This is a genomic window from Leifsonia sp. P73 (genome assembly GCF_051059105.1).
Lineage (GTDB): Bacteria > Actinomycetota > Actinomycetes > Actinomycetales > Microbacteriaceae > Leifsonia.
Genome location: NZ_CP194931.1, coordinates 2773304 through 2797784 on the forward strand (window position 1 = coordinate 2773304; position 24481 = coordinate 2797784).

Annotated in this window: 31 protein-coding genes; 14 read left to right on the top strand and 17 right to left on the bottom strand. The window is 62.1% G+C overall.

The window, feature by feature from the left end; all coding sequences use genetic code 11:
• Positions 1-438 precede the first annotated feature (438 nt).
• Entirely contained in the window at positions 439-738 is a 300-nt protein-coding gene (locus ACQ86L_RS14305; protein ID WP_434316001.1) for a hypothetical protein, read from the top strand.
• A 143-nt stretch (positions 739-881) separates the two neighbouring features.
• Here ACQ86L_RS14305 and ACQ86L_RS14310 read toward each other — a convergent pair whose 3' ends face one another.
• Positions 882-1631: an SDR family NAD(P)-dependent oxidoreductase gene (locus ACQ86L_RS14310; protein ID WP_434316002.1), complete on the bottom strand. Its 750-nt coding sequence runs from the start codon at positions 1629-1631 to the stop codon at positions 882-884.
• Between the two features lie 88 nt (positions 1632-1719).
• Between ACQ86L_RS14310 and ACQ86L_RS14315 the strand changes: the two genes are divergently transcribed.
• The 3 genes from ACQ86L_RS14315 to ACQ86L_RS14325 all read left to right on the top strand — a co-directional run bounded on the left by ACQ86L_RS14315 (position 1720) and on the right by ACQ86L_RS14325 (position 4013).
• Positions 1720-2364 carry a TetR/AcrR family transcriptional regulator gene (locus ACQ86L_RS14315; RefSeq protein ID WP_434316003.1) on the top strand — a complete coding sequence of 215 codons (645 nt, stop codon included), beginning with the start codon at positions 1720-1722 and terminating at the stop codon, positions 2362-2364.
• 298 nt (positions 2365-2662) lie between these two features.
• Entirely contained in the window at positions 2663-3424 is a 762-nt protein-coding gene (locus tag ACQ86L_RS14320) for an SDR family oxidoreductase (RefSeq protein WP_434316004.1), read from the top strand.
• 196 nt (positions 3425-3620) lie between these two features.
• Positions 3621-4013 (top strand): RidA family protein, encoded by a 393-nt coding sequence (locus ACQ86L_RS14325; protein ID WP_434316005.1) that lies wholly within the window; start codon positions 3621-3623, stop codon positions 4011-4013.
• Positions 4014-4471: 458 nt separating this feature from the next.
• Here the strand turns inward: ACQ86L_RS14325 and ACQ86L_RS14330 are convergent, their stop codons facing one another.
• The 5 genes from ACQ86L_RS14330 to ACQ86L_RS14350 form a co-directional block, all read right to left on the bottom strand.
• The gene (locus tag ACQ86L_RS14330) at positions 4472-5110 is read right to left on the bottom strand and encodes an NAD-dependent epimerase/dehydratase family protein (RefSeq protein WP_434318899.1); all 639 of its coding nucleotides are present in this window, start codon (positions 5108-5110) and stop codon (positions 4472-4474) included.
• Between the two features lie 24 nt (positions 5111-5134).
• On the bottom strand, positions 5135-6610 hold the full coding sequence (locus ACQ86L_RS14335; RefSeq protein WP_434316006.1) for a gluconate:H+ symporter: 1476 nt from the start codon (positions 6608-6610) through the stop codon (positions 5135-5137).
• 3 nt (positions 6611-6613) lie between these two features.
• Positions 6614-7249 (bottom strand): gluconokinase, encoded by a 636-nt coding sequence (locus ACQ86L_RS14340; RefSeq protein WP_434316007.1) that lies wholly within the window; start codon positions 7247-7249, stop codon positions 6614-6616.
• A 146-nt stretch (positions 7250-7395) separates the two neighbouring features.
• Complete coding sequence (locus tag ACQ86L_RS14345) at positions 7396-7695, bottom strand: hypothetical protein (protein WP_434316008.1); 300 nt, start codon at positions 7693-7695, stop codon at positions 7396-7398.
• Positions 7696-7816: 121 nt separating this feature from the next.
• The gene (locus ACQ86L_RS14350; RefSeq protein ID WP_434316009.1) at positions 7817-8488 is read right to left on the bottom strand and encodes a TetR/AcrR family transcriptional regulator; all 672 of its coding nucleotides are present in this window, start codon (positions 8486-8488) and stop codon (positions 7817-7819) included.
• A 106-nt stretch (positions 8489-8594) separates the two neighbouring features.
• Between ACQ86L_RS14350 and ACQ86L_RS14355 the strand changes: the two genes are divergently transcribed.
• The 5 genes from ACQ86L_RS14355 (at position 8595) to ACQ86L_RS14375 (ending at position 11975) form a co-directional block, all read left to right on the top strand.
• Complete coding sequence (locus tag ACQ86L_RS14355) at positions 8595-9137, top strand: peroxidase-related enzyme (RefSeq protein WP_434316010.1); 543 nt, start codon at positions 8595-8597, stop codon at positions 9135-9137.
• A gap of 1 nt (position 9138) precedes the next feature.
• Complete coding sequence (locus tag ACQ86L_RS14360) at positions 9139-9963, top strand: isocitrate lyase/PEP mutase family protein (RefSeq protein WP_434316011.1); 825 nt, start codon at positions 9139-9141, stop codon at positions 9961-9963.
• A 64-nt stretch (positions 9964-10027) separates the two neighbouring features.
• Positions 10028-10675, top strand: coding sequence for a nitroreductase family protein (locus ACQ86L_RS14365; protein ID WP_434316012.1), 648 nt, complete (start codon positions 10028-10030; stop codon positions 10673-10675).
• 75 nt (positions 10676-10750) lie between these two features.
• Positions 10751-11116 (top strand): MmcQ/YjbR family DNA-binding protein, encoded by a 366-nt coding sequence (locus ACQ86L_RS14370; RefSeq protein WP_434316013.1) that lies wholly within the window; start codon positions 10751-10753, stop codon positions 11114-11116.
• Positions 11117-11309: 193 nt separating this feature from the next.
• Positions 11310-11975, top strand: coding sequence for a GTP cyclohydrolase II (locus ACQ86L_RS14375; protein WP_434316014.1), 666 nt, complete (start codon positions 11310-11312; stop codon positions 11973-11975).
• 97 nt (positions 11976-12072) lie between these two features.
• On the opposite strand, the gene ACQ86L_RS14380 is transcribed toward ACQ86L_RS14375, so the two are convergent.
• Positions 12073-12372, bottom strand: coding sequence for a hypothetical protein (locus ACQ86L_RS14380; protein WP_434316015.1), 300 nt, complete (start codon positions 12370-12372; stop codon positions 12073-12075).
• Between the two features lie 37 nt (positions 12373-12409).
• Positions 12410-12859 (bottom strand): DUF5709 domain-containing protein, encoded by a 450-nt coding sequence (locus ACQ86L_RS14385; RefSeq protein ID WP_434316016.1) that lies wholly within the window; start codon positions 12857-12859, stop codon positions 12410-12412.
• 369 nt (positions 12860-13228) lie between these two features.
• On the opposite strand from ACQ86L_RS14385, the gene ACQ86L_RS14390 reads away from it, so the two are divergent.
• Positions 13229-13879, top strand: coding sequence for an RNA polymerase sigma factor (locus ACQ86L_RS14390; protein WP_434316017.1), 651 nt, complete (start codon positions 13229-13231; stop codon positions 13877-13879).
• Positions 13876-14127 carry a hypothetical protein gene (locus tag ACQ86L_RS14395; protein ID WP_434316018.1) on the top strand — a complete coding sequence of 84 codons (252 nt, stop codon included), beginning with the start codon at positions 13876-13878 and terminating at the stop codon, positions 14125-14127. Before ACQ86L_RS14390 ends, ACQ86L_RS14395 begins: the two co-directional genes overlap by 4 nt.
• A 647-nt stretch (positions 14128-14774) precedes the next feature.
• On the opposite strand, the gene ACQ86L_RS14400 is transcribed toward ACQ86L_RS14395, so the two are convergent.
• Positions 14775-14996: a hypothetical protein gene (locus ACQ86L_RS14400; protein ID WP_434316019.1), complete on the bottom strand. Its 222-nt coding sequence runs from the start codon at positions 14994-14996 to the stop codon at positions 14775-14777.
• Between the two features lie 188 nt (positions 14997-15184).
• On the bottom strand, positions 15185-15667 hold the full coding sequence (locus ACQ86L_RS14405) for a Dps family protein (RefSeq protein ID WP_434316020.1): 483 nt from the start codon (positions 15665-15667) through the stop codon (positions 15185-15187).
• 240 nt (positions 15668-15907) lie between these two features.
• Between ACQ86L_RS14405 and ACQ86L_RS14410 the strand changes: the two genes are divergently transcribed.
• Positions 15908-16471, top strand: a complete 564-nt coding sequence (locus ACQ86L_RS14410) for a dihydrofolate reductase family protein (RefSeq protein WP_434316021.1) — start codon at positions 15908-15910, stop codon at positions 16469-16471.
• 135 nt (positions 16472-16606) lie between these two features.
• Here the strand turns inward: ACQ86L_RS14410 and ACQ86L_RS14415 are convergent, their stop codons facing one another.
• The 6 genes from ACQ86L_RS14415 to ACQ86L_RS14440 form a co-directional block, all read right to left on the bottom strand.
• Positions 16607-17353, bottom strand: a complete 747-nt coding sequence (locus tag ACQ86L_RS14415) for an SDR family NAD(P)-dependent oxidoreductase (RefSeq protein WP_434316022.1) — start codon at positions 17351-17353, stop codon at positions 16607-16609.
• Between the two features lie 327 nt (positions 17354-17680).
• Positions 17681-18175: a peptide-methionine (R)-S-oxide reductase MsrB gene (msrB, locus tag ACQ86L_RS14420; protein ID WP_434318900.1), complete on the bottom strand. Its 495-nt coding sequence runs from the start codon at positions 18173-18175 to the stop codon at positions 17681-17683.
• A gap of 304 nt (positions 18176-18479) precedes the next feature.
• The gene (locus tag ACQ86L_RS14425) at positions 18480-18857 is read right to left on the bottom strand and encodes a hypothetical protein (RefSeq protein ID WP_434316023.1); all 378 of its coding nucleotides are present in this window, start codon (positions 18855-18857) and stop codon (positions 18480-18482) included.
• Positions 18824-19876 carry an MFS transporter gene (locus tag ACQ86L_RS14430; RefSeq protein ID WP_434316024.1) on the bottom strand — a complete coding sequence of 351 codons (1053 nt, stop codon included), beginning with the start codon at positions 19874-19876 and terminating at the stop codon, positions 18824-18826. The genes ACQ86L_RS14425 and ACQ86L_RS14430 overlap by 34 nt, the downstream gene beginning before the upstream one ends.
• A gap of 183 nt (positions 19877-20059) precedes the next feature.
• Positions 20060-20650: a sigma-70 family RNA polymerase sigma factor gene (locus ACQ86L_RS14435; RefSeq protein WP_434316025.1), complete on the bottom strand. Its 591-nt coding sequence runs from the start codon at positions 20648-20650 to the stop codon at positions 20060-20062.
• 178 nt (positions 20651-20828) lie between these two features.
• Positions 20829-21101 (bottom strand): hypothetical protein, encoded by a 273-nt coding sequence (locus ACQ86L_RS14440; protein ID WP_434316026.1) that lies wholly within the window; start codon positions 21099-21101, stop codon positions 20829-20831.
• A 561-nt stretch (positions 21102-21662) separates the two neighbouring features.
• On the opposite strand from ACQ86L_RS14440, the gene ACQ86L_RS14445 reads away from it, so the two are divergent.
• Both ACQ86L_RS14445 and ACQ86L_RS14450 read left to right on the top strand, forming a co-directional pair.
• Positions 21663-22019, top strand: a complete 357-nt coding sequence (locus ACQ86L_RS14445; protein WP_434316027.1) for a GNAT family N-acetyltransferase — start codon at positions 21663-21665, stop codon at positions 22017-22019.
• The gene (locus tag ACQ86L_RS14450) at positions 22016-22444 is read left to right on the top strand and encodes a GNAT family N-acetyltransferase (RefSeq protein WP_434316028.1); all 429 of its coding nucleotides are present in this window, start codon (positions 22016-22018) and stop codon (positions 22442-22444) included. Before ACQ86L_RS14445 ends, ACQ86L_RS14450 begins: the two co-directional genes overlap by 4 nt.
• 53 nt (positions 22445-22497) lie before the next feature.
• On the opposite strand, the gene ACQ86L_RS14455 is transcribed toward ACQ86L_RS14450, so the two are convergent.
• Positions 22498-24435, bottom strand: coding sequence for a Na+/H+ antiporter NhaA (locus tag ACQ86L_RS14455; RefSeq protein WP_434316029.1), 1938 nt, complete (start codon positions 24433-24435; stop codon positions 22498-22500).
• Positions 24436-24481: the final 46 nt, after the last annotated feature.

Sequence of the window (24481 nt, forward strand, 5' to 3'; positions counted from 1 at the left end):
GTAGGCGCTCAACGACCGGCGTTCCGTCGACGGCTTCCTCCGGGCGGCGCCGGCGAACAGCTGCGGGTAGGCCTCGCCGCTACCGGCAGCGCACTGGAGTTCCCGCGTTCAATGCTGCCTGGCCGAATCCGGTCGCGCCAGCCGATCTCGCAGGAGATAAGCCGGTCGCAGGCGTCGGAGATCGGCTGGAAGCCCTGACGGGCGTCCCTTGGCGGCGTTCGCGGAGCCGCCCACGGCGGCGCTGCCTTCTTGGTTCTGTTTGTCTTTCCGTCGGCCGATCGTAGCTCGTTCCCGGTTCTCCGTGCCGGGCTTTCGCGGCATATCCTCCCTCGCAAGCTCGGTCCGGTATTCCACGGTCTCGGCACTGCGCCCCTCCCACTCGCTCTCGATCTATCAGCCGGAAGGCAAACAAGAACGATCGACAGAGGAGTGAGTGGGATGCGGGTATTCGTCATCGATGCGAGCAACATGGGTCCGGAACTGCAGGGCGGGCTGATCGGAGTGGTCGGGTCGGTGACCCCGACTGCGGAAGAGAAGAAGGAATGTGTAGATACAGTAAGCCGCTATGTGGCTGACGGGTGGGCAGTCGCGGCCGATCCGCACACCCCGATCGGCCGTCTCGCGGCTTTGACCGCCGAGGCAGCCTGTGTGCCGTTCGTGTCGCTGAGCCGGTTGCCGCAAATCCGGAGGACAACGGTCCCGCTAGCGCCCAGCCTGCCCGTTCCCGACCTCAGGTGACGCAAGCGGGTCCCGCCCTTGCCGGCGAGACCCGCTGTGACGATGTTCGGACAGGCTGCCCGGCCGCCATCGGCAGTTCTCTAAGTCCCCGTCGCGCGTCGAGGACGTGCCTCGTTCGCCCCGGGAACTCCGAGCGGCCCGCGTCAGACGGCGATCCGGCCGCCGTCGACCGGTAGGACTGCGCCGTGTACGTGGTGAGCAGCGTCCGATGCGAGGAAGACGATCGCATCGGCGACGTCTTCCGCGCTGCCTGGACGTCCGGCCGGCGTGGTCGAAGCCAATTGGTCGAGGCCCTCACCCATCCCGGCCGTGCCCTCGGTGCGCGTTGGTCCCGGGCTGACCGCGTTGACGCGCACGTTGTGCGGACCGAACTCGGCAGCCCAGGCCTTGGTCAGCAACTGCAGGGCGGCCTTGCTCGACCCGTACAGTGCCATACCGGCCATGCCGAAATTCGCGACCATCGTCGTGACGTTCACGACGGCGCCACCGTTTCCGGCGACCATCGCGGGGGCGAGCTCGGCCACGAGGATGAACGGCGCGTTCACATTGACAGCCGCAACAGCCTCCAACTGCTCATCGCTCACCTCCGGGGTGGGCCCGAAGGGGAAGATCCCGGCGTTGTTCACCAGAATGTCGACACGGCCGCCCGAAATCGCGAGAGCGCGTCGAGCGAGTTCGCGCACATCCTCAGCGTCGTTCAGGTTCGCGGGAATGAAATCCGCCGCGCCGCCGGCCTGATGAATCGCGTCCACGGTGGCCCGGCCTCGTTCAGCGTCACGACCGCTGACGATGACGTGTGCGCCTCGCTCAGCGAGCTTCAGGGCGGTGGCCCGTCCGATTCCGCTCGTGGAGCCCGTCACGAGAGCCGTCTTGCCGATGAAGTCCATTTCCATTTATGCCCGTTCTCTGAATTGGAGTGATTGCACCAATCGTTGCCTCCGAAAAATGGAGTGTCAACTACAAAACTGGTAGCCTCCTCTTGTGACACTTACCGCCGGAACCGACAGCGCCACTCGAACGTTCACGGCAAAGGGGCGCGCAACCCGCCAGAGGATCGTGGACGCAGCGTCAAAGCTCATTCTCGAGAACGGCGTCGAAAGCGCGACTCTTGAAGAGATCCAAGCGGAGGCGCACGTGAGCGCCTCTCAGCTGTATCACTACTTCACCGACAAGAGCGCTCTAATACTGGCTGTGATCGACCATCAGACTGAAGCCGTGCTGGGCGTTCATCGCCACGTGCTAGATCGGTTGGACAGCTTCGAGGCGTTGGTGGAATGGCGAGACCTGATTGTGTCGACCCTCGAGGCGCAGAACTGTGTGGGTGGCTGCCCTCTCGGCTCCCTTGCGGGCGGCCTCGCTGAATCCGACCCGATCGCACGAGGCGCACTCGCGAACTCGTTTGACGAATGGGAGCGGATGCTGCGAGACGGGCTGAACAACATGCGCGACCGTGGCGTCCTCAAGCCTGAGGTCGACGTGGACGCTCTCGCCCTCAGCGTTCTGGCCGGCGTACAAGGTGGGTTGCTTCTGAGCCAGACGCGACGCGACTCAAGCCCGGTGCGGATAGCGGTAGACACCTCAATCGCCTACCTCCGTACGCTGGCCCCATTACGGTCGAACTCGTGACCGGTAGTGAGATTGTGGCCGCCCGGGCACTCGGGTTCGTGATTGTCACTCATCTCTGACGCGTGCTCACGGAATTGGTGCACCGGGAACGCACCGCTGAGCTCGAGTCGTACTCCGCGCCTCGCAAGTGTCAGTAGCTTTGGGGCGGCCAGGCGGTCGATTCGCCGCTCTCGGTCGGCCGACGCCGACCTTGACACGGCGTTGTTCAGAGCCGGAGAGTACCAAGAGTAGGCACGCCACGGTGATTTTGCCGTAGTGCTGCCCCGTGACCCGGTACGCAATGGCAAGGGAGCGCGTGATGAAAGTCGTTGTCGCCGGAGGTACGGGACTTGTCGGCGCGAAGGTCGCCGAGAAGCTGAGGGCGGCCGGGCATGACGTCGTCTCAGCGTCTCGTCGGACCGGCGTCAATCTGTACACCGGACAGGGCCTACAAGAAGCGCTGGAAGGTGCGCACGTTGTGGTGGACGCGTCCAACTCCCTCTACACGGATTACGCGGGCGCTCTAGATTTCTTCGAGACTGAGACGCTGAACCTTTTGACCCTCGGCGCAACTTCTGGGATTCGGCATCATGTCGTCCTTTCCGTGGTCGGTACCGAGAGACTCGCCAGAGCTGGCGGTCTGTATTTTCAGGCCAAGGGTGCGCAAGAACGGCTAGTTGTCGAGTCCGGGGTGCCATATTCGATCGTTCGCTCCACACAATTTTTCGAGTTCGTGCGCGCCGTAGCTGACTCCGCCACGCAAGCCCAGGTCACACGGGTCGCCGAGGCTCTTGTCCAGCCGATCGCCGCGGCGGACGCGGCGGCCGCCGTCGCCGACGTAGCAGCAGGCGCTCCGCTGCTGGGGATGATCGAAGTCGCGGGCCCCGACCAATTTCGTCTTGGCGACTTGGTTTCGCTGGACTTGCGTTGGTCGCACGACCCACGAGAAGTGCAAGCCGATGCACAATCTGAATACTTCGGCTCACGCCCGCAACCCCACGATTTGCTGCCCTCAGCCGACGCAAGGCTCTACTGGTCGCATTTCACCGACTGGCTGGATCGGCGCAGCGGAGTCGGTTAACTCGCAGCAGCTCTTCTTGCTCTGCCGTGTCCCCATCGAGTAGACAGCACGGTCATCGAGTGACGAAAGACCTCGAGCGCGTGACGGCTCGTCATCGAATTGTCGGACAGGCCGTATGGTTCAGGCACGTTACGCAGCTAAAAGGCAAGGGCTGTTAGCCCCCGTCACCGCTACCCAGAAAGATTAGGAGCATTACGTGAGTCTTCAGACGATCGACCAGGGGATCGCTACTCGGATCGGCCACTATGCTGACGCCGTTGTGATCCCCGCCGGATACCAGCAGATCCTGGTCTCGGCGACGCCAGGGATCGACAGTGACGGCGAGATCTCCGCTGACATTACCCGTCAGACGGAGCAGGCGTGGGAGAACGTCACCAAGATTCTCGGAGCGGCCGGCGCGACCGTTGCGGACATCGTGTCCGTGCGTCACTGGCTGACGAAGGAGTCCGATATTGGGCCGGCTCTCGCTGTCCGGACGCGCTACATCTCTCACCGGCCCGCATCCGCTGTGGCTGTTGTGTCGGAGCTGGAGCATGCCGAGTTCCTTGTTGCGCTTGAGGTGGTCGCGGCGCAGCTACCGGAGGAGTAGATCGAAGGTTCCACACCCGATGATCGGAACGACGACGGCCCTTGGCGCCACTGGCGCCGAGGGCCTCTCTTTTGGTCGTCATCCCAGGACTGCCGATTCGTTGCTGCGCAGCAGGGAGCTCAGATGGAGGTGAAGTAGGCGAGTTCCAGTGAGCGGCGCTCGCGTGCCACATACGGGCGGCGGGTAAACCGCGCGGAAGCCGGACACGATTAGTCCCGGTGGTGGTCGGGTAGAGGCACAACCAATAATCCCGTCACCGAAGACAAAGCAGGTAATTTGCTCCCCGCCGAGAATTCGCATCGACGTCAGGGCCGAAGCGACGAGTTCGAGTGCGGCGTCGACGATGTCGCTTTCCGTGTCGGGCTCAACTCCAGACTGCTGAAGTCCGGCGATTCCAGGTAGCGTCGGCGCACCAACCGCCTTCTGTATGCCTCCACCGGGCGTCGCGCTCGGGGGCGTCAGTCGGTGATGAGGATAGCCCCGGTTGGGTGTTCGAGCAGTTCCGCGGTTCGTTCGGCGGCTCGTTGGACACTTACTCTCGGTTCGTGCGGCAGCGCGTTCTCGTAGAAAGTTCCTGGCCCGTACAGCCGTCCGTACCGGAGGACAACGCCGCCGAACTCCAGGACTGTGCGTTCGAGGACGGTGACGCCGTACCGGTTGGATCCCGCGGGGAATTCCCATGCAACGCTTTGTGCGAGGAACCGGTCGACGCCGGCTCTGCGGGCGGCGGCTATAAGGGTGTCGTTCCCTTCGGCGCGGATCCGAGCGTTCAGAGAGGCGTGTTCGGTCAGACGTGATGGGTCATCGGGAAGATCGGTCAACTCGTTAATGATGATGTCAGGCTGGAATCGGTCGACTGCAGCCAGGAGCTCGAGTTTGTTGAAGACATCGACGACGATCGGCTCAGCGCCAAGCGCTTGTAACTCCGCCGTCTTGGTGTGACTGCGTGTCATCCCTCCGACGGTGTGACCCGCATGCGCGAGTAGAGGTGTCAGGCTCCTGCCGATAACTCCGGAGGCTCCGGCGAGAAAAATTCTGGACAGGGTTACTCCTTCATCGGTTGTTCTTGATGGTTGGAGGCGCCGCCTACCGGCGATGCCTCCAACATCAGCAACCTCAGGTCATACGAGCAAGGAAAGCAGGGCTGTCAGCAGCAGTCCCATCACCGAAATGATTGTTTCCACCACTGACCATGTCTTCACCGTCTGACCGACCGTCAAGCCGAAGTACTCCTTGACGAGCCAGAAACCCGCGTCGTTGACATGGGAGAAGAACAGCGAACCGGCGCCGACGGCGAGGACAACGAGCGCGAGCTGCGCGGGGGAGAGCCCGTGGGCGAGCGGTGCAATGATTCCGGCGGAGGTGACCGTCGCGACGGTCGCGGATCCGGTGGCGAGGCGGATCAGAACGGCGACCAGCCATCCCAGCAGCAGAATGGATAGGCCGAGGGCGAGGGCAACTTTCGCGATCGCGGCGCCTGCTCCGCCGTCTACCAGCATCTGCTTGAACCCTCCGCCGGCACCGACGATGAGCATCACTCCGACGATCGGCAACAGACTCTGGCCGACTTTCTTGGCGAGTACTGTCGCACTGAACCCGACAGCTGTTCCGAACGTGATCATGGCAAGCAGCACGGCGATCAGAAGGGCGATGACAGGGTCGCCGAGGAAATCGAGGACGGGCCGGAGGGGCGCATTTGCGGGGACCCACAGGTCGGCCCCGGCTTTGATCAGCATGAGCGCCAAAGGGGTTAGCAGCGTGATGAGAGTCCATGCGAAGCTCGGGCTGCGGGTTGCGTCCGGGTCCTGTGTCTTCGCGTCGCCGCTGGAGTTCGACGGAGACTGAGCGGTGATGCCGGCAACCGCTAGTCCCGCGCCCGCGGCCCCGATCGGCACCATTCGTGCAGCGAGCTTACCGAAGAGGGGACCCGCGACGACGACGATCGGGATTGCGACGATGAGTCCGAACGCGAGTGTGATTCCCACGTTCGCATGCAGGATCCCGATGGCGGCCAGGGGGCCGGGGTGCGGCGGCAGGAACCCGTGAAGGACAGACAGACCCGCGAGAGCGGGTATCCCGAGCCGCATGGCGGGGGTCTTGGAGCGGTACACCGCCAGCATGACAACCGGGATCAGCAAGACGAGCCCGATCTCGAAGAACATCGGAATTCCGATGATGCCGGCAATCAATGCCATCTTCCACGGGAGCGTCGCGGCCCGTCCTCGAAGGAGGGTGTCGACGACCTTGTCGGCGCCCCCTGAATCCGCCAGAAGCTTCCCAAGCATCGCGCCGAGAGCGATCAGCACACCGACGTAACCGAGGACGCCACCGACTCCGGTCTCGTAGGAGAGTGTGACCTTGGACAGGGGAATACCCGATCCGACTCCAACGAATAAAGCACCTATGGTCAGCGCTAGAAATGCGTGCATTTTGAGCCACACGATGAGGGTGACGACGATCGCGATGCCGATAGCCGCAACAATCAATACGAGTGTGTCGTGGCTTGTCCACGCCTGATGTGCAGGATCGGTCGTGGCCGCAGATACCGTCGCCAGACGGTGGCCGGTCAGGCTGTGTTGGATCATGGGCACTGTCATGGGTTATCCCCCTTGGTTCTCGTCGATCAGCCGGAGCCGTTCGACAATTTGTTGAGCGATCAGGTCAGACGACTGCCCGACGTCGACTCGGATGGCGGGCTCGTCGGCCGTCGGTTCTTCCAAGTCGGCAAATTGGCTGGTGAGAAGAGCAGGCGGCATAAAGTGCCCCTTGCGGGCTCGGAGGCGTTGGGCGATCGTCGCGGGACTTCCCGCGAGGTAGACGAATACGAGACCGGAACCTCGCCGATTGACAAGATCCCGGTATGCCCGTTTCAGGCAGGAACAGGTGATAATTCCGTTTTGCCCCGTATCGAGTTGCGCCCCCACCCAATCGGCTACCTTTTTCAGCCACGGTGCACGGTCTTGATCATTAAGCGGGTGGCCGGAGCTCATCTTGAGGATGTTCTCCCGCGGGTGGAGCGCGTCGCCTTCCTGGAAGGACCACCCGAGGCGCAGCGCCAAGAGCTCCGCCACCGTAGTTTTGCCAGAGCCGGACACCCCCATAAGCACCAGTACGACCGGGTGTGGTGCCGACCCGTCTGCGCTGCGGCGGTTGGACTGTTCAGCAGTCTTGACAGGTTCAAGTGATGTCGATGCGCCGGAATTTGAACCCTTCGAGTTCAGGACCTGTTTTGACACTCCGCCTCCTGCAACTAGACCTAAAGGGTCGGGTTCAAACACGCGCTGCCGCGCCTTGCGTCCCATCGGCTCGAGCCGGGGCTGCTGTTCGGGTGAGAAGCCGTCCGATCGCGTCTGAGGCGCGGCCGACTCGATTCTCGCCTCTGCTACTCGACGTACCCGGCGGAGTCGGGCGCCTTTTTATCGAGGTATTCGTTGGCCGCATACTCGATCATGGAGAGCCAGTCGGAGCCTTCGGTCTCTTTGACTTCAGGGGTGTCCGCGAGCTCGAGATCAAAAACGGAGTTGCCCTCGTTGCCGAGCGGTGTCACGCATCGTAGGATCCCGACGCTGTCTCCCTCTGCGCTGGAGATCGTCCATTCGTAGTTCGCGGTTCGTTTGATTTGCCACTCGCGTTCTTTGAACCTGAGGGTGGCGTCGTCTGTTTCGAAGATGGATTCCGGCATGGTCTCTCCCGAGTGCTGCGGAGGTTGCGCAAAAAGGTCTACTTCGTCCAGTATCCACTACTCATGTGCGCACGTCCACTTCGCATGAAGATCACTGTTTCGACGCATGGTTCGGCCCCAATTAGGTGAAGTTCTCCTTGCTTAGTTCGCTGCCCTCGATGCGATCAGCGCTGACTTGATACGTCCGCAAATGGTCTACGGCGCTGTAGAGCGCATCGCGGAGCGGCGCAATGTCTTGAGCTACCTGAGCAAGGAGTATCCCGCCCTGGTAGGCGGCGAGAAACATGTTGGCGAGCCGTGCGGGGTCGGCCGACGACTTGATGCGTCCCAGTTCGCGCATTCGCTGAATGCCCTGCGTGAAGATGCTCCTCCACTTTGCGAATGCGCCGGCGAGGGCATCGTGAACTTCGAGATCGCCTTTGACGAGTTCACCAGCGAGAGACCCGAGACTGCAGCCATTTTGGAACGGCCGTCCGGTGAGGACGTAAAAGTCGGCCCAGTCTTGAAACGCTTGGATGGTATCGAAGCCACCGAATTGTTCGCTTCGATGAAACGAGAGAACGTCGGCCGCTTGCCAATCGACGACGCCCAGGACAACCTCCAGTTTCGTGGGGAAGTAGTGCGCGAGCTGCGACCCGCTGACGCCGGCTGCGCTGCGGATTGCGTCGTTGTTGGTGGCCTGAACCCCATGGGCGTAGATGAGGTCTGCGGCGTGCCGGAGTATCCGTGACCGCGTCGCTTGCCCCTTCATTGTGAGCTTCGGTGCTTTCCGGGATTCCAGCTTGCTCATCATGCCGGTCACCCTACCACCAAAATGGGCTTGACAACCCATTTCTTATGCGCCACACTCTCAAAGTGGACGAAATAGTCCGCGAATAAGACGCGAGGAGCGCCCATCCATGTCAAGACTGACCCCACCTGAGCCCGAGCAGATCCCCGAGGGAGCAAAGGGAATCCTCGACGCGATCCAGAAGCAGTTTGGGTTCGCGCCGGGAATGTTCAACACGATCGCAGCCAACCCGGTGGTGCTCGAGATCGTGGCGACCCTTCAGCGCAGCATCGCCAAACTCCTCGATGCGAAGACACGGCACACGATCGCGTTGGCGGTCTCCCGTGCAAACGGGTGCGGGTACTGCCAGGCGTTGCATACCTACGTGTCGTCCGAACTTGGCGGGATGTCGTCTGACGACATCGAGCTGGCGCTCAACGGGAGCTCCACCGACCCGCGCAGGGCGGCCGTGGCGCGCTTTGTGCAGCGCGTCGCCGAAACCCGCGGACAGGTCGGTGACGCTGACCTCGCCGCGATAAGAGGCGCCGGCTACACGGACTCGGAGATCCTCGCCATCGTGACCGTCACGGTGGTGTTCCTCCTCACCAACTACCTCAACAACCTCAACAAGACCGCCGTCGACGTTCCCGCACCCAGCACGAAGGCCGCCTGAGATGGCCGGCTCCGAACTGTACGAGAGGTTTCTAGCGCTGCACCACCGGGAACGGGGCATCGTCATGCCGAACGCATGGGATGGGCTCTCCGCGCAGCTGCTCGCCGACGCTGGTTTCGAGGCGATCGCCACTTCCTCATACGCGCTCGCCGCTTCGCTCGGCCGCGCTGATGGCCGACACCAGGTCAGCCGCGACGAGCACCTCATGCATGCAGCCATGCTCGCTCGTCTCACCGGGTTGCCCGTGAACGGTGACTTCGAAGACGGCTACGGGGAAACCGCCGACGACGTCGCCACCACCGTGAACGCCGCAATCGATCACGGGCTGGCGGGCATCGGTGTGGAGGACACCTCCGCTGATCCGGATAACCCGATCCGCCTCTTCGACGACGCGGTAGCTCGTGTGCGCGCGGCCGTCAAAGCCTCGCGGGGACGGATCGTCGTCACGGGGCGCACCGACAACTATTTGCAGGGGCGCCCGGACCTTGATGACACCATTCGACGGCTCACCGCTTTCGCGGAAGTCGGCGCCGACGTGGTCTTCGCGCCTTACCCACCCGACGCGGATGCGCTCCTAGCGATTATCAGTGCCGTCTCGCCGACACCGGTCAACGTTCTGATCTCGCCCGCTGACAGCGTCCTGTCCGTGGACGAACTGCTCGATCTCGGAGTAAAGCGCATCAGCCTCGGGCCGGCCCTCTACATCCACGCGATGGGAGCAGCCGAGGAAGCAGTAGCGGCGCTAGTCAGGGGCGACCTGCAATCGGCGACCACCGGGATGGATTTCGGCCGCATCGACACCCTCCTACACCGCGATCCTCACTGACCCATCAGGTGCGGGCCCCAAACCCAAGAACCAAGCCACCAAGAAACAAGAAAGCAGAAACAAGATGGACCTCCAAAAGCTGATGAGCAGGCACCTGACCCGGTACTTCGATGGCAGCAAGACCATCCCCGAGGAGACGCTCGAGCAACTGCTCAGCTTCCTTCGCTCCACCCCGTCGTCGGTGAACATCCAGCCGAACCACTTCTACGTGCTGTCCACCGAAGAGGGGAAGCGCAAGCTCGCGGACAACCTGGGGGAGCGCTTCCAGGACAACGCCGAGAAGGTGATGAATGCTTCGCACGTTGTCATCCTCACTACGCGCACCGACGTCCCGGATGACCACCTCGACGCCATCTTCGCCAAGGAGCGCGCGGACGGCCGTTTCGCGAAAGAGGCCACACACGACCTGTGGGAGTCGATGACGCGCGACTTCCTCAACATCCGCGAGTCCACCTATGACGACTTGGACCACTGGATGGAGAAGCAGACATACATGGCGCTCGGCATGACGATGATGGCAGCCGCTGAGCTCGGCATAGACGCTACGCCGCTTGAGGGCTTCGACCGCGCCACCGTCGACAAGGCCTTCGGCCTCGAAGACACCGGATACACCACCACGGTCCTCCTCGCTCTCGGCTACCCGGACCCGGCGAAGGCGTACGCTACCCCGATCTCCCGCTTCGACCGCGACAAGCTCTTCACCTTCATGTGACCTGACCGCAAAGGCGGCCGACGCGTGTGAATGCGCCGGCCGCCAACAACGTTCGCGGAGAAACAGGAGAAGAAAATGATTCAGAACACCACCGTCCAGCAGTGGGCGGGCGCCCGCGCCACCGAACTTCCAGGCGCAGAGCGCTCACTCCAGAAGACCGGCGACTGGGAGGTGTGGAAGGTGTCCGGCAGAGTCTTCATGCTCCAAACCTCCATGCCAGGCGAACCCGTCGTCATCCTCAAAGCGGACCCGGCGGATGCACTGGCGTTGCGTGAGGCGCACTCAGACATCACCCCCGGCTACCACATGAACAAGGTGCACTGGATCACCGTCTACCCAGGTGGCACCGTCGATGCCGAGTTCGTCGGCGACCTCGTCACAGACTCGTACCGGTTGGTCGTCGAAAGCCTCCCCAAGGGGCATCGACCGGCGACGGCCTAGAGACCCGTGACCTAACTGGCTTCAGCCAAGTAGTAGACGGCGTTGCTCGTCGTTTGGTTCGTGACCGCTGCGTCCGGCGAGGGTTAGGACCGCCAGGCCAGCAGGCGGCGAAACAAAAGGGACGGAATAGTCCCCGTGTTGGAATAGCGTCCGCTGTCTCAAGTTACCTATACAGAACAGAACGGGGGTTTTTGTGGTCCACGATTTTCCTGCGACTGCATCCTTTGCAGGCGAGCCCGCGACGATTCGCACCCGGGTACGAATCCCTCTGGCCTACGGTGATGGTTACCGCACAGCGGCCGATGTATTCACGTTCAATGGTCTTGTCGACAGCCGGGAGCATCTGTTGCTCGGATTGGGAGATTGGGAGAACGCAGGCTCGGATCCGCTGGTTCGGCTTCACAGTGAGTGCTTGACCGGAGACGTCCTGGGCTCGCAGCGTTGCGACTGCGGGCCGCAGCTCAGAGAAGCCGTCGAACGGATCACTGACGCTGGCGGTTTCCTTCTCTATCTTCGCCAGGAGGGGCGAGGCATCGGCCTCTACGAGAAGCTCGACGCGTACGCACTGCAAGACCAAGGGTTGGACACCTACACTGCGAACACGGCTCTCGGCCGCAAGGAGGACGAGCGTGACTATGCCGCTGCGGCCCAGATACTTCACGCCTTCGGCGCCGATCGGATAAGGCTCCTCACCAACAATCCCGACAAGACTCACCAGCTCGCTGCACTCGGAATCGAGGTGACCGAGCAGGTGCCGACCGGGGTTTTCGCGACGGCTTACAACCTCCGATACCTTCAGGCGAAGCGTGACCACACCGCTCACACGATCGATCTGCCGCAGCTGTTGGCCGCGTCCTGATTACCGCATGGGCCGGCCCCGTCGCTAGGAGCTCGTTAGGGGTCCGCTGAAATGCGGCGTTGGTCAACGATTTGTCCGCGCTGCATGGGGTCCACACTCAAGCTCGCGGCGGAACCAGACGGGCTGGTCTGGCGACCAGCCCGTCGCCGTCGCCGTTCCTGGCCGGAACCCCCGAAACTTCCAAGGCATCGAAGATGCTGATGCGCCGGACCGCACACGGGACCGACCAGGTCTTCATCGGTGCGGTCTCGTGATAGATCGCGCGTCCATCAGTCATTACGAACAGCCGGGCGGTCGCTTGATGCAGCAGCGAAGAGGTCGATTTGCCCGCCTCGGCAGTCGGGGAGGGTGATCCGCTGCGTGACTCGGTATCGTGACCCTTCTCCTGTTCTTTCACCAGCCGTTCTCTCCGACTGCGAGGTCTCAGGTGGCCGTCAGTACAGATCTTCCCGTTCAATGATGTGAATCGCAGCTTCTTCCGAAGATGAGGCACCGTCGTCAATGCCGACATCGCGGCCCCAGAACTCGGACTCGGACTCGCTGCTGTCGGGTTCGGCGAAGACGATGCGTCCCGCCCGCGACGTTCCGACCTCGCCGTCGATCGGTTCTCCGTCCACGTCGAACGTGTCGCCCAGGACGTCGGCGAACTCCTCCCCAAGGTCCTCGGGAACCTCCCGCGCCAGACGAGCGGAGAGTGGTTCATGAGTCCGAGCTTCGAGCGGGGTGAAGCCCCAAGACAGGTCCGCAGGACGGTAGTCGAGCGGGGAGTAAGAGAGCTCATCTACGTCGTCGCCGAGCTCGTCACCATCGAGGCTCTCCTCAGTGGAAAGAAGCTCGAGGCCATCGCTCAGGTCGTCATATTCGCTGCCAAGGGCATCTGACATCTATCGGTCCCACCTTTCTGCTGGTCAAAGAATTGGCGCACGCAGTGTCGGCGACTCTTACGGCCAACGTGAGATTCGATTGGGGCGCATTCAACTGCCGCGGTGCGGAGATTACGTGTGATTCGCGACCCATTTTTTTCTGCTTCCAGTTTTGAGTGAACGAGGCGACGTGAACGACGGCCGGCCTCGGCGACAAACCAATGGCTCAGCGGAATCCGGGACGCAAGCGTCCTATTGCACGAAGTGTCGGATCGACGGTCTACCCCTGCTTTACCGGAAATCCTTGATGGATCCTTCGTTGCCATGTGCGAGTTTTCCGGCTTACTGTGGACTAAATCGTTCCGTTAGATTGAATGGGGTTCGGCCGACATGGATACTGAATCATCGTCATGGCTGACCGCTCTGAGTGCCCGAGGCGCCGAATGTAACTCCGCTCAGGTGCGTCTTCACGAGCTTCTGCTCAAGGTCGGCATGAAAGAGGCCTACCGGCGCGGGCCGGCTGCCGGGATAACCGGCCCCGAGCTCGACGACATGGCTCATCAAGCGGCCAATGACGCGATGATCGCTCTGCTTAGCAAGCTAGACACGTTCCGCGGCGAAAGTCGGTTTACTACGTGGGCCTACCGATTTGTCGTGCTGGAGGTGTCACACAAATTGGGTCGCCACTATTGGCGTCGCCCAACAATCGCGCTTGACTCAGACGATTGGGATCGACTACCCGCCAAATACGGCGCCGATCCCCTTGTGGCAGCGCAACAGCAGGATCTGATACGGGCGATCCAGCGCGCAGTCGAGACACTCACCGAGCATCAACGAAACCTCTTCGTCTCCATCGTCGTGAACGGTGTCTCCATCGATGCAATGGCTGCACGATCGGGGTCAACGCCGGGCGCTCTTTACAAAACTGTTTTCGATGCCCGCCGTAAAATTCGCGCCCACCTGACAGCTAATGGTTATCTCGAACGTGACGCGGGGCAAGCCCGCGCTGAGCGGGAGCAGGTAGGGGTAGAGACAGCGTGAGCGGCGCTTGGGAGTGGATCGAGCGGTTTCTTGCCGCCGACCCCAGCGATGTCGGGTGTGATGAGGTCATTGCCGTAATGCACTCCTACGTGGACATGCGCGTCTCTGGTGTTGACCCCGACGAACGCTATCCGGGTGTCGCCGCTCATCTCGCGGCATGCAATTCTTGCGCGGACGACGTCGCCGGTCTTCTCGAAGCGACGCTCGATCGTAACCTTCAGATCGGACCACCGCCCGGGCAGGACTAAGACCGCATGAACCGGTGAGCTACGAGCCTGCTCGAGGCTTCACGCGCACGTAGCGAGTTCTCGTGGCCGAGTCTGCCATGGAGAGTGCCGAGCAGCGTGCCACGCTTGTTGAAACGCACGCAGCGTTCGCGACGGAGGCATCGCCGGCCGTTTGCGCGACGACGGCGAGTGTGACGGGTGAAGAGAGCCCGTGGGGTCTCCCTTCACCCGCTGCCGATCGGCGAGGTGGATTCGGCAAGGCGCATCCACCCGGCGAAGCGTCCGACACTTCGATCCGAAGGGGCATACTCATAGTACTTTAAAAGGACGAAATAGTCCTAACGCGCCGGTGGCGCGACGGATGAATCCACCTGGTCGCCCGACTTCACCGTCGCCCGGTCGCCCGTCTCCGCGACCTCGTAGCGGCGCGGACCCAGCGGAACGCGCTCCAGCGGGTGGTCGCGTATCGCTCGTCGGAGAAGCGGGAGGAACCTTAGTACGCCGGCTCGGTGCTTCACTCTGACCTCGCCGGGCACCTGACTGCGACCTGGGAGCGGCCAGAGCGATGCCTCCGACGAACTCACCCGCCAGTTGGCGATGACTAGCCGTCGGATCTTACGGGTGACATGATCGCCTAGCCATCCGTCGGATCCGCCGCCCTGACGCGCTTACGGCGCGTCAGCGGTCAGCTGCGGGTCGTCGTAGCGTTGCAGTACATATTCGGCGTAGGGGAAGTCGCAGTTGCCGGCCAGGCCGTATACGGCGACCTTAGCGACACCGTCCAGCTGGGCAGGGAGACGCAGCGTTTGAGCCGGGGTGGAGACATCGTCGAGGATGCGCACCTCCTTGTGGGGGCGGCTGCCGTCCATCAAAATCGCGATGTAGCTCATGTTCTCCTTCTTGCGCTGCCGCCGGGCGGTCGACCGTTCACCGTGGATTCTGCTCGGTGCGCCCCCGGATAACTCCAGTGGAGTCGAGGCCGCATGTCCGGATCGGATTCCTGTGCGCAACTTCTCTGCGACGAACTGCGTACAACCCGCTAGCGGGTGCGCCAACTACGTACTCGCATCAATGGTCCCTACTGGCTGATGTGTGAGAACAAAAACCATCGGTCTTTGTCCAACCCCGCCCCGATTTCGATGGCGACGTCCTGGCTGATGGGGTCGATCGTAGCGAGGCCCTTCACGGCCCGGTTCACGCTGTGGAGGGCAGCGTCGACACTGGCGATAACCGCGTGGATGGTGTCGCCCGCCTGCAGGAAACCGGCAGGCGGTTCAGGGGCGCTTGCGTTCGCGGCAACGACCCGCAGCCGCGCGTCCACCGGTATCCGGAACGCGACGACCCGCTCTGCGGCAAGGTCAGCCCAGTCCCGGGCGTGGTCCGCGACCGTGTCCAGTAGTTCGTGAACCGCAATGAAGTTCGTGCCCCGGACATGCCAATGGGCCTGCTTCCCGTTGACCAGCAGCGCGGTCAGATCGTGCACCACCGGAGTCAGTAGCTCGGCGACGCGATGGCCGATTTCAGAGTTGGAAGTGGTCCTTATCGTTTCGACATCCGTCATGATGGCGGGTCCTTTCTGTCGAATGCTTGCGCTATGCGGCGAGCCGGCTCTTACCAAGCCACGGTGAATTCCCTCGATTAAGAGGGGCGTTGAGGCGCGATTGGCGTCATCACGATTGGTGGCCGCCGACGCGGGAATGAGCGAAATTAGTGACGCCCAAGTGTGCGAGGACCCGGCCCGCAGCGCGCCACGTGTAGCTCATGCAACCGCTATCGTGCGTATGAACTCGGGAGGGATGAGATGTCTGCGGAGCTGGTCGTTGATGTGTTTGTGTCTGTGGATGGTTGGGCGGGCGGTGACCGGCTTCCTGGATTCTTCGGGTATTTCGGAGATGATCTCGCGCGGTGGACCACCGCGGAGAGGCGCGTCCCGGAGACGGTCATCATGGGCAGGCGCACATATGAGGCCTTCCTGGCTCTGCCGCCCGCGGCGTGGAGCGCTGACCGGGAACCGCTGATGCGTCAGGACAAGGTCGTCTTCTCCCGGACCCTCCAGTCCGTTGTCTGGCCGAACACGCGCATTGGTCGCGATCTCGCAACGGAAATACGCGACCTGAAGAACGCAGGACAGCGCCGACTTCGCACCTGGGGCAGCATGTCCCTGGCAGGCCAATTACTCGAGGCGGGCCTGGTCGATGTGCTTCGTCTTATGCGCTTCCCGCTCATTGCCGGCCCCAGTGGGCGGCAATCCGCGTTCGAAGGTGTGCCAAGTGTCGACCTTGAGCTCATCCGTACCCTAGTGCTCGACGACCGTATCGTGCTCGAAGAATATCGACCGACCGGTCGTGACATCCCACGGGCATGACCGGGCGACTCCCCCTGCGCCGGGACAACGTTTTGCCCATCTGGACGCACGATAGAACCGGCCGTAGGGTTCACAGCCACGGCGCGAAAATATCATGATCCGATTTGCTCATTGTCCAGCCGCGAGCTTGGGTGCTCAGATGGCAAGCCCGGCCCCTCCCGATACAACGATCTCCTGTCCGGTGACATAAGCGGCGTCGTCGGACGCGAGGTAGGCGACGGTTCCGGCGACATCTTCCGGCCGACCGAGTCGGCCGAATGGGTTACTGCCGGCCATTGCTGCCAACGCGCCTTCGACATCGTCGAACGCTTGACCGACCCCGGAGCGGGTCATAGGGGTGTCAGTCATCCCAGGGCTGACCGCGTTGATCCGGATGCGCCTCGGTGCGAGCTCGAGCGCAAGCGTCGGAATCATCCCGAGGATCGCAGCGTGCGAGCCCGCTGCGATGACGTTTCCGGTCAGGCTTCGGGTTGCGCCGATGCCTACGGTGACGATGACTGATGCTCCGTCGGTCAGCAGAGGCAGCGCCTTCACTAGGGTGTAGAAGACGCCTTTCGTGTTCACGTCGAAGACCTCGTCGTACGCGACCTCGTCCCAGGTGTCGAGGCGCATCGGCCGGTTGGTGCCAGCGTTCAGGAACAGGGTCGTCAGGTGCCCGAACTCCGCTCCGACCTCCTCGATCGCTTCGTCGATCTCGGGCAGCGATCGCGCGTTTGCCTGCAGGATCAGGATGTCTCCAGGCAGCTCCTGGCGGGCTCGGGCGATGCTCTCATCCCGTTGACCTGTGACGGCAACCCGGTAGCCCCGCTCATGCAGGGCGAGAGCGGACGCTTTTCCGATTCCGCTGGTGCCGCCGGTGATTAGGGCTGTACGTGCGGACATGGCATTTACTCCAAAAGTTCGGTTCGGTTGATGCCAGTCCGGTCTGCGTCCGGTGGCGACAGGGTTGATGTGCCTTCCCACAGCAGGGACACACGTCCATACGCGTCTACGCGGCGCTGAAACTTACCGCAAACCAAGCCGTTCTTTCTGGAGGCTGTCGGCATGAGCCTCATCGGTGTGGACGTCCGCAGGGCGAGGAATAATACGCCGCTCAATGTCCGGCTTCGGTGGTACGCAATGGCTTGAGTCCGTCGATCCCATCGACACGCGGATGACCTGCAACTGCTCAATTTCTCTCTGCGGCGGGGTTCCTGTCCGCATGTACGTTCAGGACGTTGGTTCGGCAAGCTGTGCGTTTTCGCCTGGTCGAGCCTCTTCCGTCGTGAACATCGGCAGGAATCGACCGTAACCCTGCTCTTCGAGTTGATCCACGGGGATGAAGCGAAGGGCTGCTGAGTTCATGCAGTATCGGAGACCGCCGACCGATTCCGGGCCGTCATCGAAGAGATGCCCGAGATGGCTGTCGGCACCGGTCGATCGCACCTCGATACGGGTGAACCAGGCTGAGTTCTCCACCTCGTTCCGCACCGCATCAGGAGAAATCGGCCGGCTGAAGCTCGGCCATCCCGTCCCAGAGTCATACTTGTCCAGCGAGGAGAACAGGGGCTGCCCGGAGACGACGTCGACGTAGATGCCCGCTTCATCATTGTCCCAGTACGCGTTCCGGTATGGCGGCTCCGTCCCGTTCCTCTGCGTTACCCGTAGCTGCGCCTCGGTCAGGCGTCTCACACCGTCCTCGGTCTTCTGATATTCGGTCGGCAGGTCATCTCCTTTGGTGTCGGCGTCACTTTTTCGAGTTCGGTCGCCCTGATTGGTTCTTAGCGCTTTGGTCCAAGGCAGCTCTTACCCCCGAATAAGGGGGTCAACGTCTGCCATCCGGTCTGGAGGCCGTCAAGAAGGCGGATGCGATCGGACAGCTTTGCGGGCTAAAGGTCGGTCGTGTTGACGCGGGCCCCAGCATTTATTTCCGAGACTCGTAGGCGCGCCGGTTTCCTTCGCACTTGATCGCTTGTTCACGCGGTCTGCGTCGTGCGGGAGGTTAGTAGTTGCCCGGCTGTCGTACGTTCTACTGGATGCCGGGACTGGCTGTTGGGCTAGTCACGGGTGCGGGATGGGGGTTCTGCGCGCCGAGAAGAGTGATAACGGTCCCTATGAGAGCGAATACCGCGTACCCGATCGCGATCAGCGGTATCGAGACGATGGAAGATAGCTGACCGGCGATGAGACTCGGAACCGTCGCGCCGCCATAGCTCATAAGGAAAATCACCGCGAAGATCGGGGCCCGGTCAGCCAGATTGCTGCCGAACAGGAGCCCATGGGTTGCCGAGCTGATCGCAACACCTTGCCCGACACCGGCAATCACCGTCGCGATGATGAACAACGGCAATGCTCTCGTCGTGTTCGCGGTGATTATTCCGACCCAGCCGAGAAAGAACACCGACATCCCGATACGTTGCGCGGTCGCAGTATCGAACAAATGTCCGAGGGGGCGCCCAAAGCACTCGGCGCCATATACGCCGCGAAGACCACCCCCAATAGCAATGGGCTCATTGCGTGTAACTGGTCCTCCACAAGCGCCGGAACGAAGGCCTGATAGAACGCACCTGTCGCCCATGTCGGTAAGATCACTGCCGCCGCCACCGGAAGCAGGTGCCGTATTCGTGCAGGCACGCGAACAGTTGGCCGCAACGACAGCCACGAGAACGGCCTCGGGGCTACCGTTTCAGGGCTCAAGTAGACGAGCACCGCAGACACGAGAAGGAACGCAATCGCCACTACAAAAATGAGATCCCGACGCCAGGGGCCGAACTGAACAAGGGCACCCGACGCGATCGCCCCTATGGCGAGACCGAGCATCACTGTCTGACTTGACGCGACCGACGCCAGCCACTTCGGCTTCTTCGGTGCAGCATCGACAATGTACGCGGTAAGAGAGCTGCTGGCCATCCCTGCGCCCAACCCCATCAGCAGCCGGCCAACGATAAGCACCCAGGCCTCGTGCACATTCAACAGCACGAAGCAGCCAGCGACCAGCAGGCCAAGGCTGGTCAATGCCGCAGCGCGACGTCCGACGAAGTTGGAAAGCCTGCCGAGAACCAGCAGCGTGCTAATCGTTCCGATCGAGTACGCGACAACTGCCGATGAAATATCCGCGTTGGTGAACCCATCTTCAGCTCGGTAGATATTGAACAGTGGAATCGTAGAACCGACCGCAGCAAACGCCGCTAACAAACCGAGCACGGCCGAAACGAAAGCAAAAAACAGCGTTTCACGCTGACGAACTGGATGACTCATGCCCACCTCATTGTGCCGTCTACACGCAACGTAGGCCTGCGGTAGTTGCTTGTCACCGGGGTGTTGCCCGGATTTTGGCGGATGCAAGGCGCCGCGCCGCGCCGCGCAACCCGTTAACGGCCCCGTGAATGCGTTAACCCGATTCGCGAAACGCGCGTTACGGCTCATCTTGCTGAACCTAAAGCGCCGTTGCGGTGGGGATGGTCGAGTGACGCATGTCTACTCCGTCCACGCCAGACGATCCCAGTGACCAATCCGGCTGACAGGCTTGAAACGCCGACATCCCTCGATGGGTGAGCTGCAGCGAGCCACGGCGCACTCTTGAGGGTGGGGGAGCCCGGAAGTGTCCTGTTAGGAGCCAGCTGCGGCGGTGGTAAGGATGCCTTGCTCCTGTGCGTAATTGGCGAGCAGGCCTCGCAGCAGACGCCTCCCGCGGTGTAGGCGGCTCATCACCGTTCCGACCGGGGTCTTCATAGTGTCCGCGATCTCCAGATAGCTGAAGCCTTCGACATCAGCGAGGTAGACCACCGTCCGGAAATTCTCGGGAAGGGTCAACAGAGCATCCCTGACGACATTGTCAGATAGGTGGTCGACCGCTTCCGATTCAGCGGACCGTGGCGTCGGCAAAGTGACCGAATCTGCGTATCCGATCTGCCAGTCGGCAAGGTCATGCAGCGCGCTCAGATACGGCTCCCGCTGCTTCTTCCGGTAAGCGTTGATGACGTTGTTGGTGAGGATTCGGTACAGCCACGCCCTCACGTTGGAGCCCTGCTTGAGGCGGGGGAATGCCACATACGCCTTGACTATCGTTTCCTGGACCAAGTCCTGGGCGTCCGCGGGATTCCGTGTGCGTCGGAGTGCCATCGCGTACAAACGATCGGTGAACAAAAGCACCTCCCGTTCGAACAGTGCCGCATCCACTTTGGTGCGGTGCTCGTCCACGTGAATGCTTTCCCGGTCAGCGGTAGCGGGCTCGGCGCGAGCGCGCGCGAGGCGCTGTGCACTGTTGTTCGGAGCCGTTCTCTGAGTACTCATGTGCCGGAAGGGCGGGATCGAAAGCCAGTTCTGAGGTTGACCATCCTGACCCGGCGAGCGAGCAAACGCTGCCCCAAGCCAGAAGTCATCTCGGCGTTAATTGCGTGTAACGCCCAACGAACACAGATCCGCTCGCGAGCTCTCGGAACTCAACCCCCACGAATTCACCGGCTTCGACAACCCAGCTGAGCTCGTAGCAGCCCCGATAGCTCGGCGGCCAGAATGAGCAGAACCTGCCGTTATCGTCGACATACCATTCGCCCGCCGTGGGGCGGCCGCCCTCGACATAGGTGGTGGTGCCGTCAGAGCGGAACTCCTGAGTCGAGCCGTCTTCGTACACCAGCTCGTCTGCGGTCACAGCACGGGGGATGTCCTCCGCGCTAATAGGGCCGTGATTGTGCGCGTCCCTTGTGGTCGAATGATCAGACATTTTTCCTCCGCGTCCTGGTCGCTGCGAGAGCAACTGCTTCGCTGAACCGGCGAACACCGTGGCGTCGGCGCGTAGCAGGTCGTCGCAGCACTGCGACGGTCAGCCCCCACACGACAGTTTGCGGCGCGAACTGGCCGGACCTTACGCTCGTGCGCCGCAGGAAATGAAACTCACCCTGGGCCGGGCTCCCGAGTTTCCGAGATAGAGAAGCCGGCGGCTGACAGCCACCGGAGACGTGGCTTGCGGATGGCGGATGACGGGCTGCTTGGTGACTTCACCAGCTATGTACTGGAGATTCCAAACGTGATCTCGCTAAGAAGGTAGAACACCGTCGTGACACGCGGTTCCCCGCGGCGTTGAACAAAGGGTCGGCAGGAGCTGCCCGACCCGTGATACAGGCAAACGCAATCACCCGGTCTGCAACAACTAACGGAATTGCTTCGGACGCCACGAGTAACTCGGAGCACCTCATCCCAGTGGAGGAGCGATATGGAATCCGGTTTCGATGACGCCTCAGACGTAGTCATCACGAACGACCCGACTAACCGCACATGGGAAGCGTTGCTCGGCGACGAACTCGTCGGTGTCGTCGTCTACGAGAACGTTTCACCGTCACGACTCGCCCTCACTCACGCGGCTATCGAAGAACACCACCGTAACCACGGTATCGGGACCAGGCTCATCACCGCGATGCTGAACGACGTCAGAGAAAAGCACCAGACGATCACTGTCTGGTGCACAGCAGTCGTGGACTTCCTCGAGAAGCACCCCGGATATCGTGACCTGGTCGACCCGACCGACCCGGGGCGTGCGCCCGTAGCCGAATGGGAAGGACTCACCACATGAGCGCTACCGACGAGTATGGCGACGAAGCTGGGTATCCCGACGGGAACGGACTGCTTGACGATCCGTACCGAGCGACCGCGCCCGCAAACGCTGGTCGCGAAGTCGCGCTGTCCGCCTACGACCTGCAATTCGTCCATCAGACGGACCCGGACAAGTTCGCAGCCTGGATCGACGGGGAGGAGGCCGCGACCCTCCCTTACAGGCGGGTCAGGGGCCGCATCGTCCTTCTGGAGACCACCGTTGACCCCAAGTACCGCGGCAAAGGCGTCGCCAGCGAATTTCTCGGCCGAGTCTTCGATGAACTCCGCCATCAGAACGAGCCAATCGCCGTCTACTGTCCACTTGTGCGTTCGTTCATCGACGAACACACGCAATATGCGAGCCTCCTCGACCCTGTGCACCCGGGCCTGCTCTCAGACGGATAAGGGGCGGTGAAGGCCCCAAATGACGATGAGGCGACAAGGTTCGAGGAAGACCTCTAGCCGCTAACTCGTCGCGGCCGTACCGCGCGCTGGTCGCCCCATTGAGCGGTGTGCATCGTCGCTTCAGCCAGGTCCCGCGCATGCATTACCGCTGCGCGCAGGCTGCCGACGTCATAAGCGCCGTAATGCCTGCGACCGTTGATGAAGAACGTCGGCGTGCCAGCGGCACCGCTCAAATCGGCACCGAGCAGATCTTCGTCGATCCTTTTGGGAAAGCGTGGATCTGTCAGGTCCTCGTCAAACCGGTCGAGGTCCAGGTCGAGGGCCTCGGCGTACCGCATCAGGTCCTCGTCTTCCAGCCTGTCCTGGTTGCTCAGCAACAGGTCGTGCATTTGCCAGAAAGCGCCTTGAACCCCGGCGGCCTCAGCCGCGAGAGCAGCAGACAGGGCTCGAGGGTGCACGTCAGCGATGGGGAGGTGTCGCCACACGAAGCGCACATCGTCCACCGAAAGCAACTCTCTCACTTCACGTTCGGCGCGGCCGCAAAACGGGCACTGAAAGTCGCCATACTCGACGACGGTGACAATGGCTGCGCTGTTGCCACGGATATGGTCCCGATGTGGATCGATTGGGACCACAAGTTCAGGCATCTCCGGAGCATCGCCGAGAAGCGCCCGCGTACGGCGATCGGTGCGAAGCAACGAGGTCACCCGGAATACAACCCAAGTCAGCGCTGTCGAACCGATGACGGCGATCAGCACGCCGAGTTTCGCTTCCTCCAGCGCGGGACCGGTGAACGCGATACTGGCGACGAGGACAGCGACGGTGAACCCGACGCCGGCGATCGTGCCACTGCCGGCAACCGCCGCCCAGCCGACCGGTGGGCGCAGTCTTCCGCGGCTGAACCATGACATCAGTGCCGGGGCCAGAATGACGGCGACAGGTTTCCCGACGACATAGCCAGCGATAACACCGAGTGTGACCGGCGATGAAAGAGCGTCGGCGACAAACGACGGCTGCAGCGACACGCCAGCGTTCGCCAACGCGAACAGCGGCACCACGACATAACTCGCCCACGGAAGATACGTCGATTGCAGGCGCTCATTCATCGACAGAGCGCCTTTCAAGCCCAGCGTGGCGAGATGCGCTGACTCCGGAGTCGGCTGCTCGCGAAAACGTCGGAACGAGCCTGCCGCGTCTTCCAATCGTTCTCGTTGCGGGACGTGTGCTGGCGTGACCAGACCGGCGATTAGTCCAAGAACGATCGGGTCAACACCGCTGAAAAACAGTCCGACCCAGGCGGCCACCGCTGCTGGAAACGCCAGCCAATGCACACGTCGAACTCGCTGCAGGACCAACATGGCAGCGAACGCGGCAGTGGCAACCAGCAACGGAGCGACTTCGATATGTCCGCTGTAGCCAAGGGCGATCACCGTCAAAGCGACTAAGTCATCGACGATGAACACTGTCAGGATGAAAGCACGGATCTGCTCAGGGAGTTCTCGCCCCACCAGAGTCACCAAACCAAGCGCGAGAGCCGTGTCGGTAGACATCGCGACGGCCCAGCCGTGCGCGGTTGCGGTCCCGGCGTTGAACGCTAGAAAGATCGCGACTGGGAGGGCCATGCCGGCGAGCCCGGCGGCTAGAGGTACAAGCAGACGCCGATGGTCGCGTAGCGTACCCAGGTCGAATTCCCGGCGGGCTTCCAACCCCACCACAAGGAAGAACAACGTCATAAGGCCGGAGCTGACAAACTCACGAAGAGTCATCGTGATGGTGGCGGTTCCTGCATGGAACGACAGCTCCGTCGCCCAAAACTCCTGGTAATTAGCTCCTGCGACGTTCGCCCATACCATCGCTACGATGATCGCGGCGATCAGCAGGGCGGACCCGGCCGCTTCCGTACGCACGAACCGCCCAACCTGGTAGCCCAGGCTGCGGATCCAGTCGGTCCGGCCGGCGGTCGACGGTACAGGGGGTTTTGGCGAGTTCACTTGCTCAACTTTGCGGGACGAAATCGTCTCGATGCAATTCGAGGGC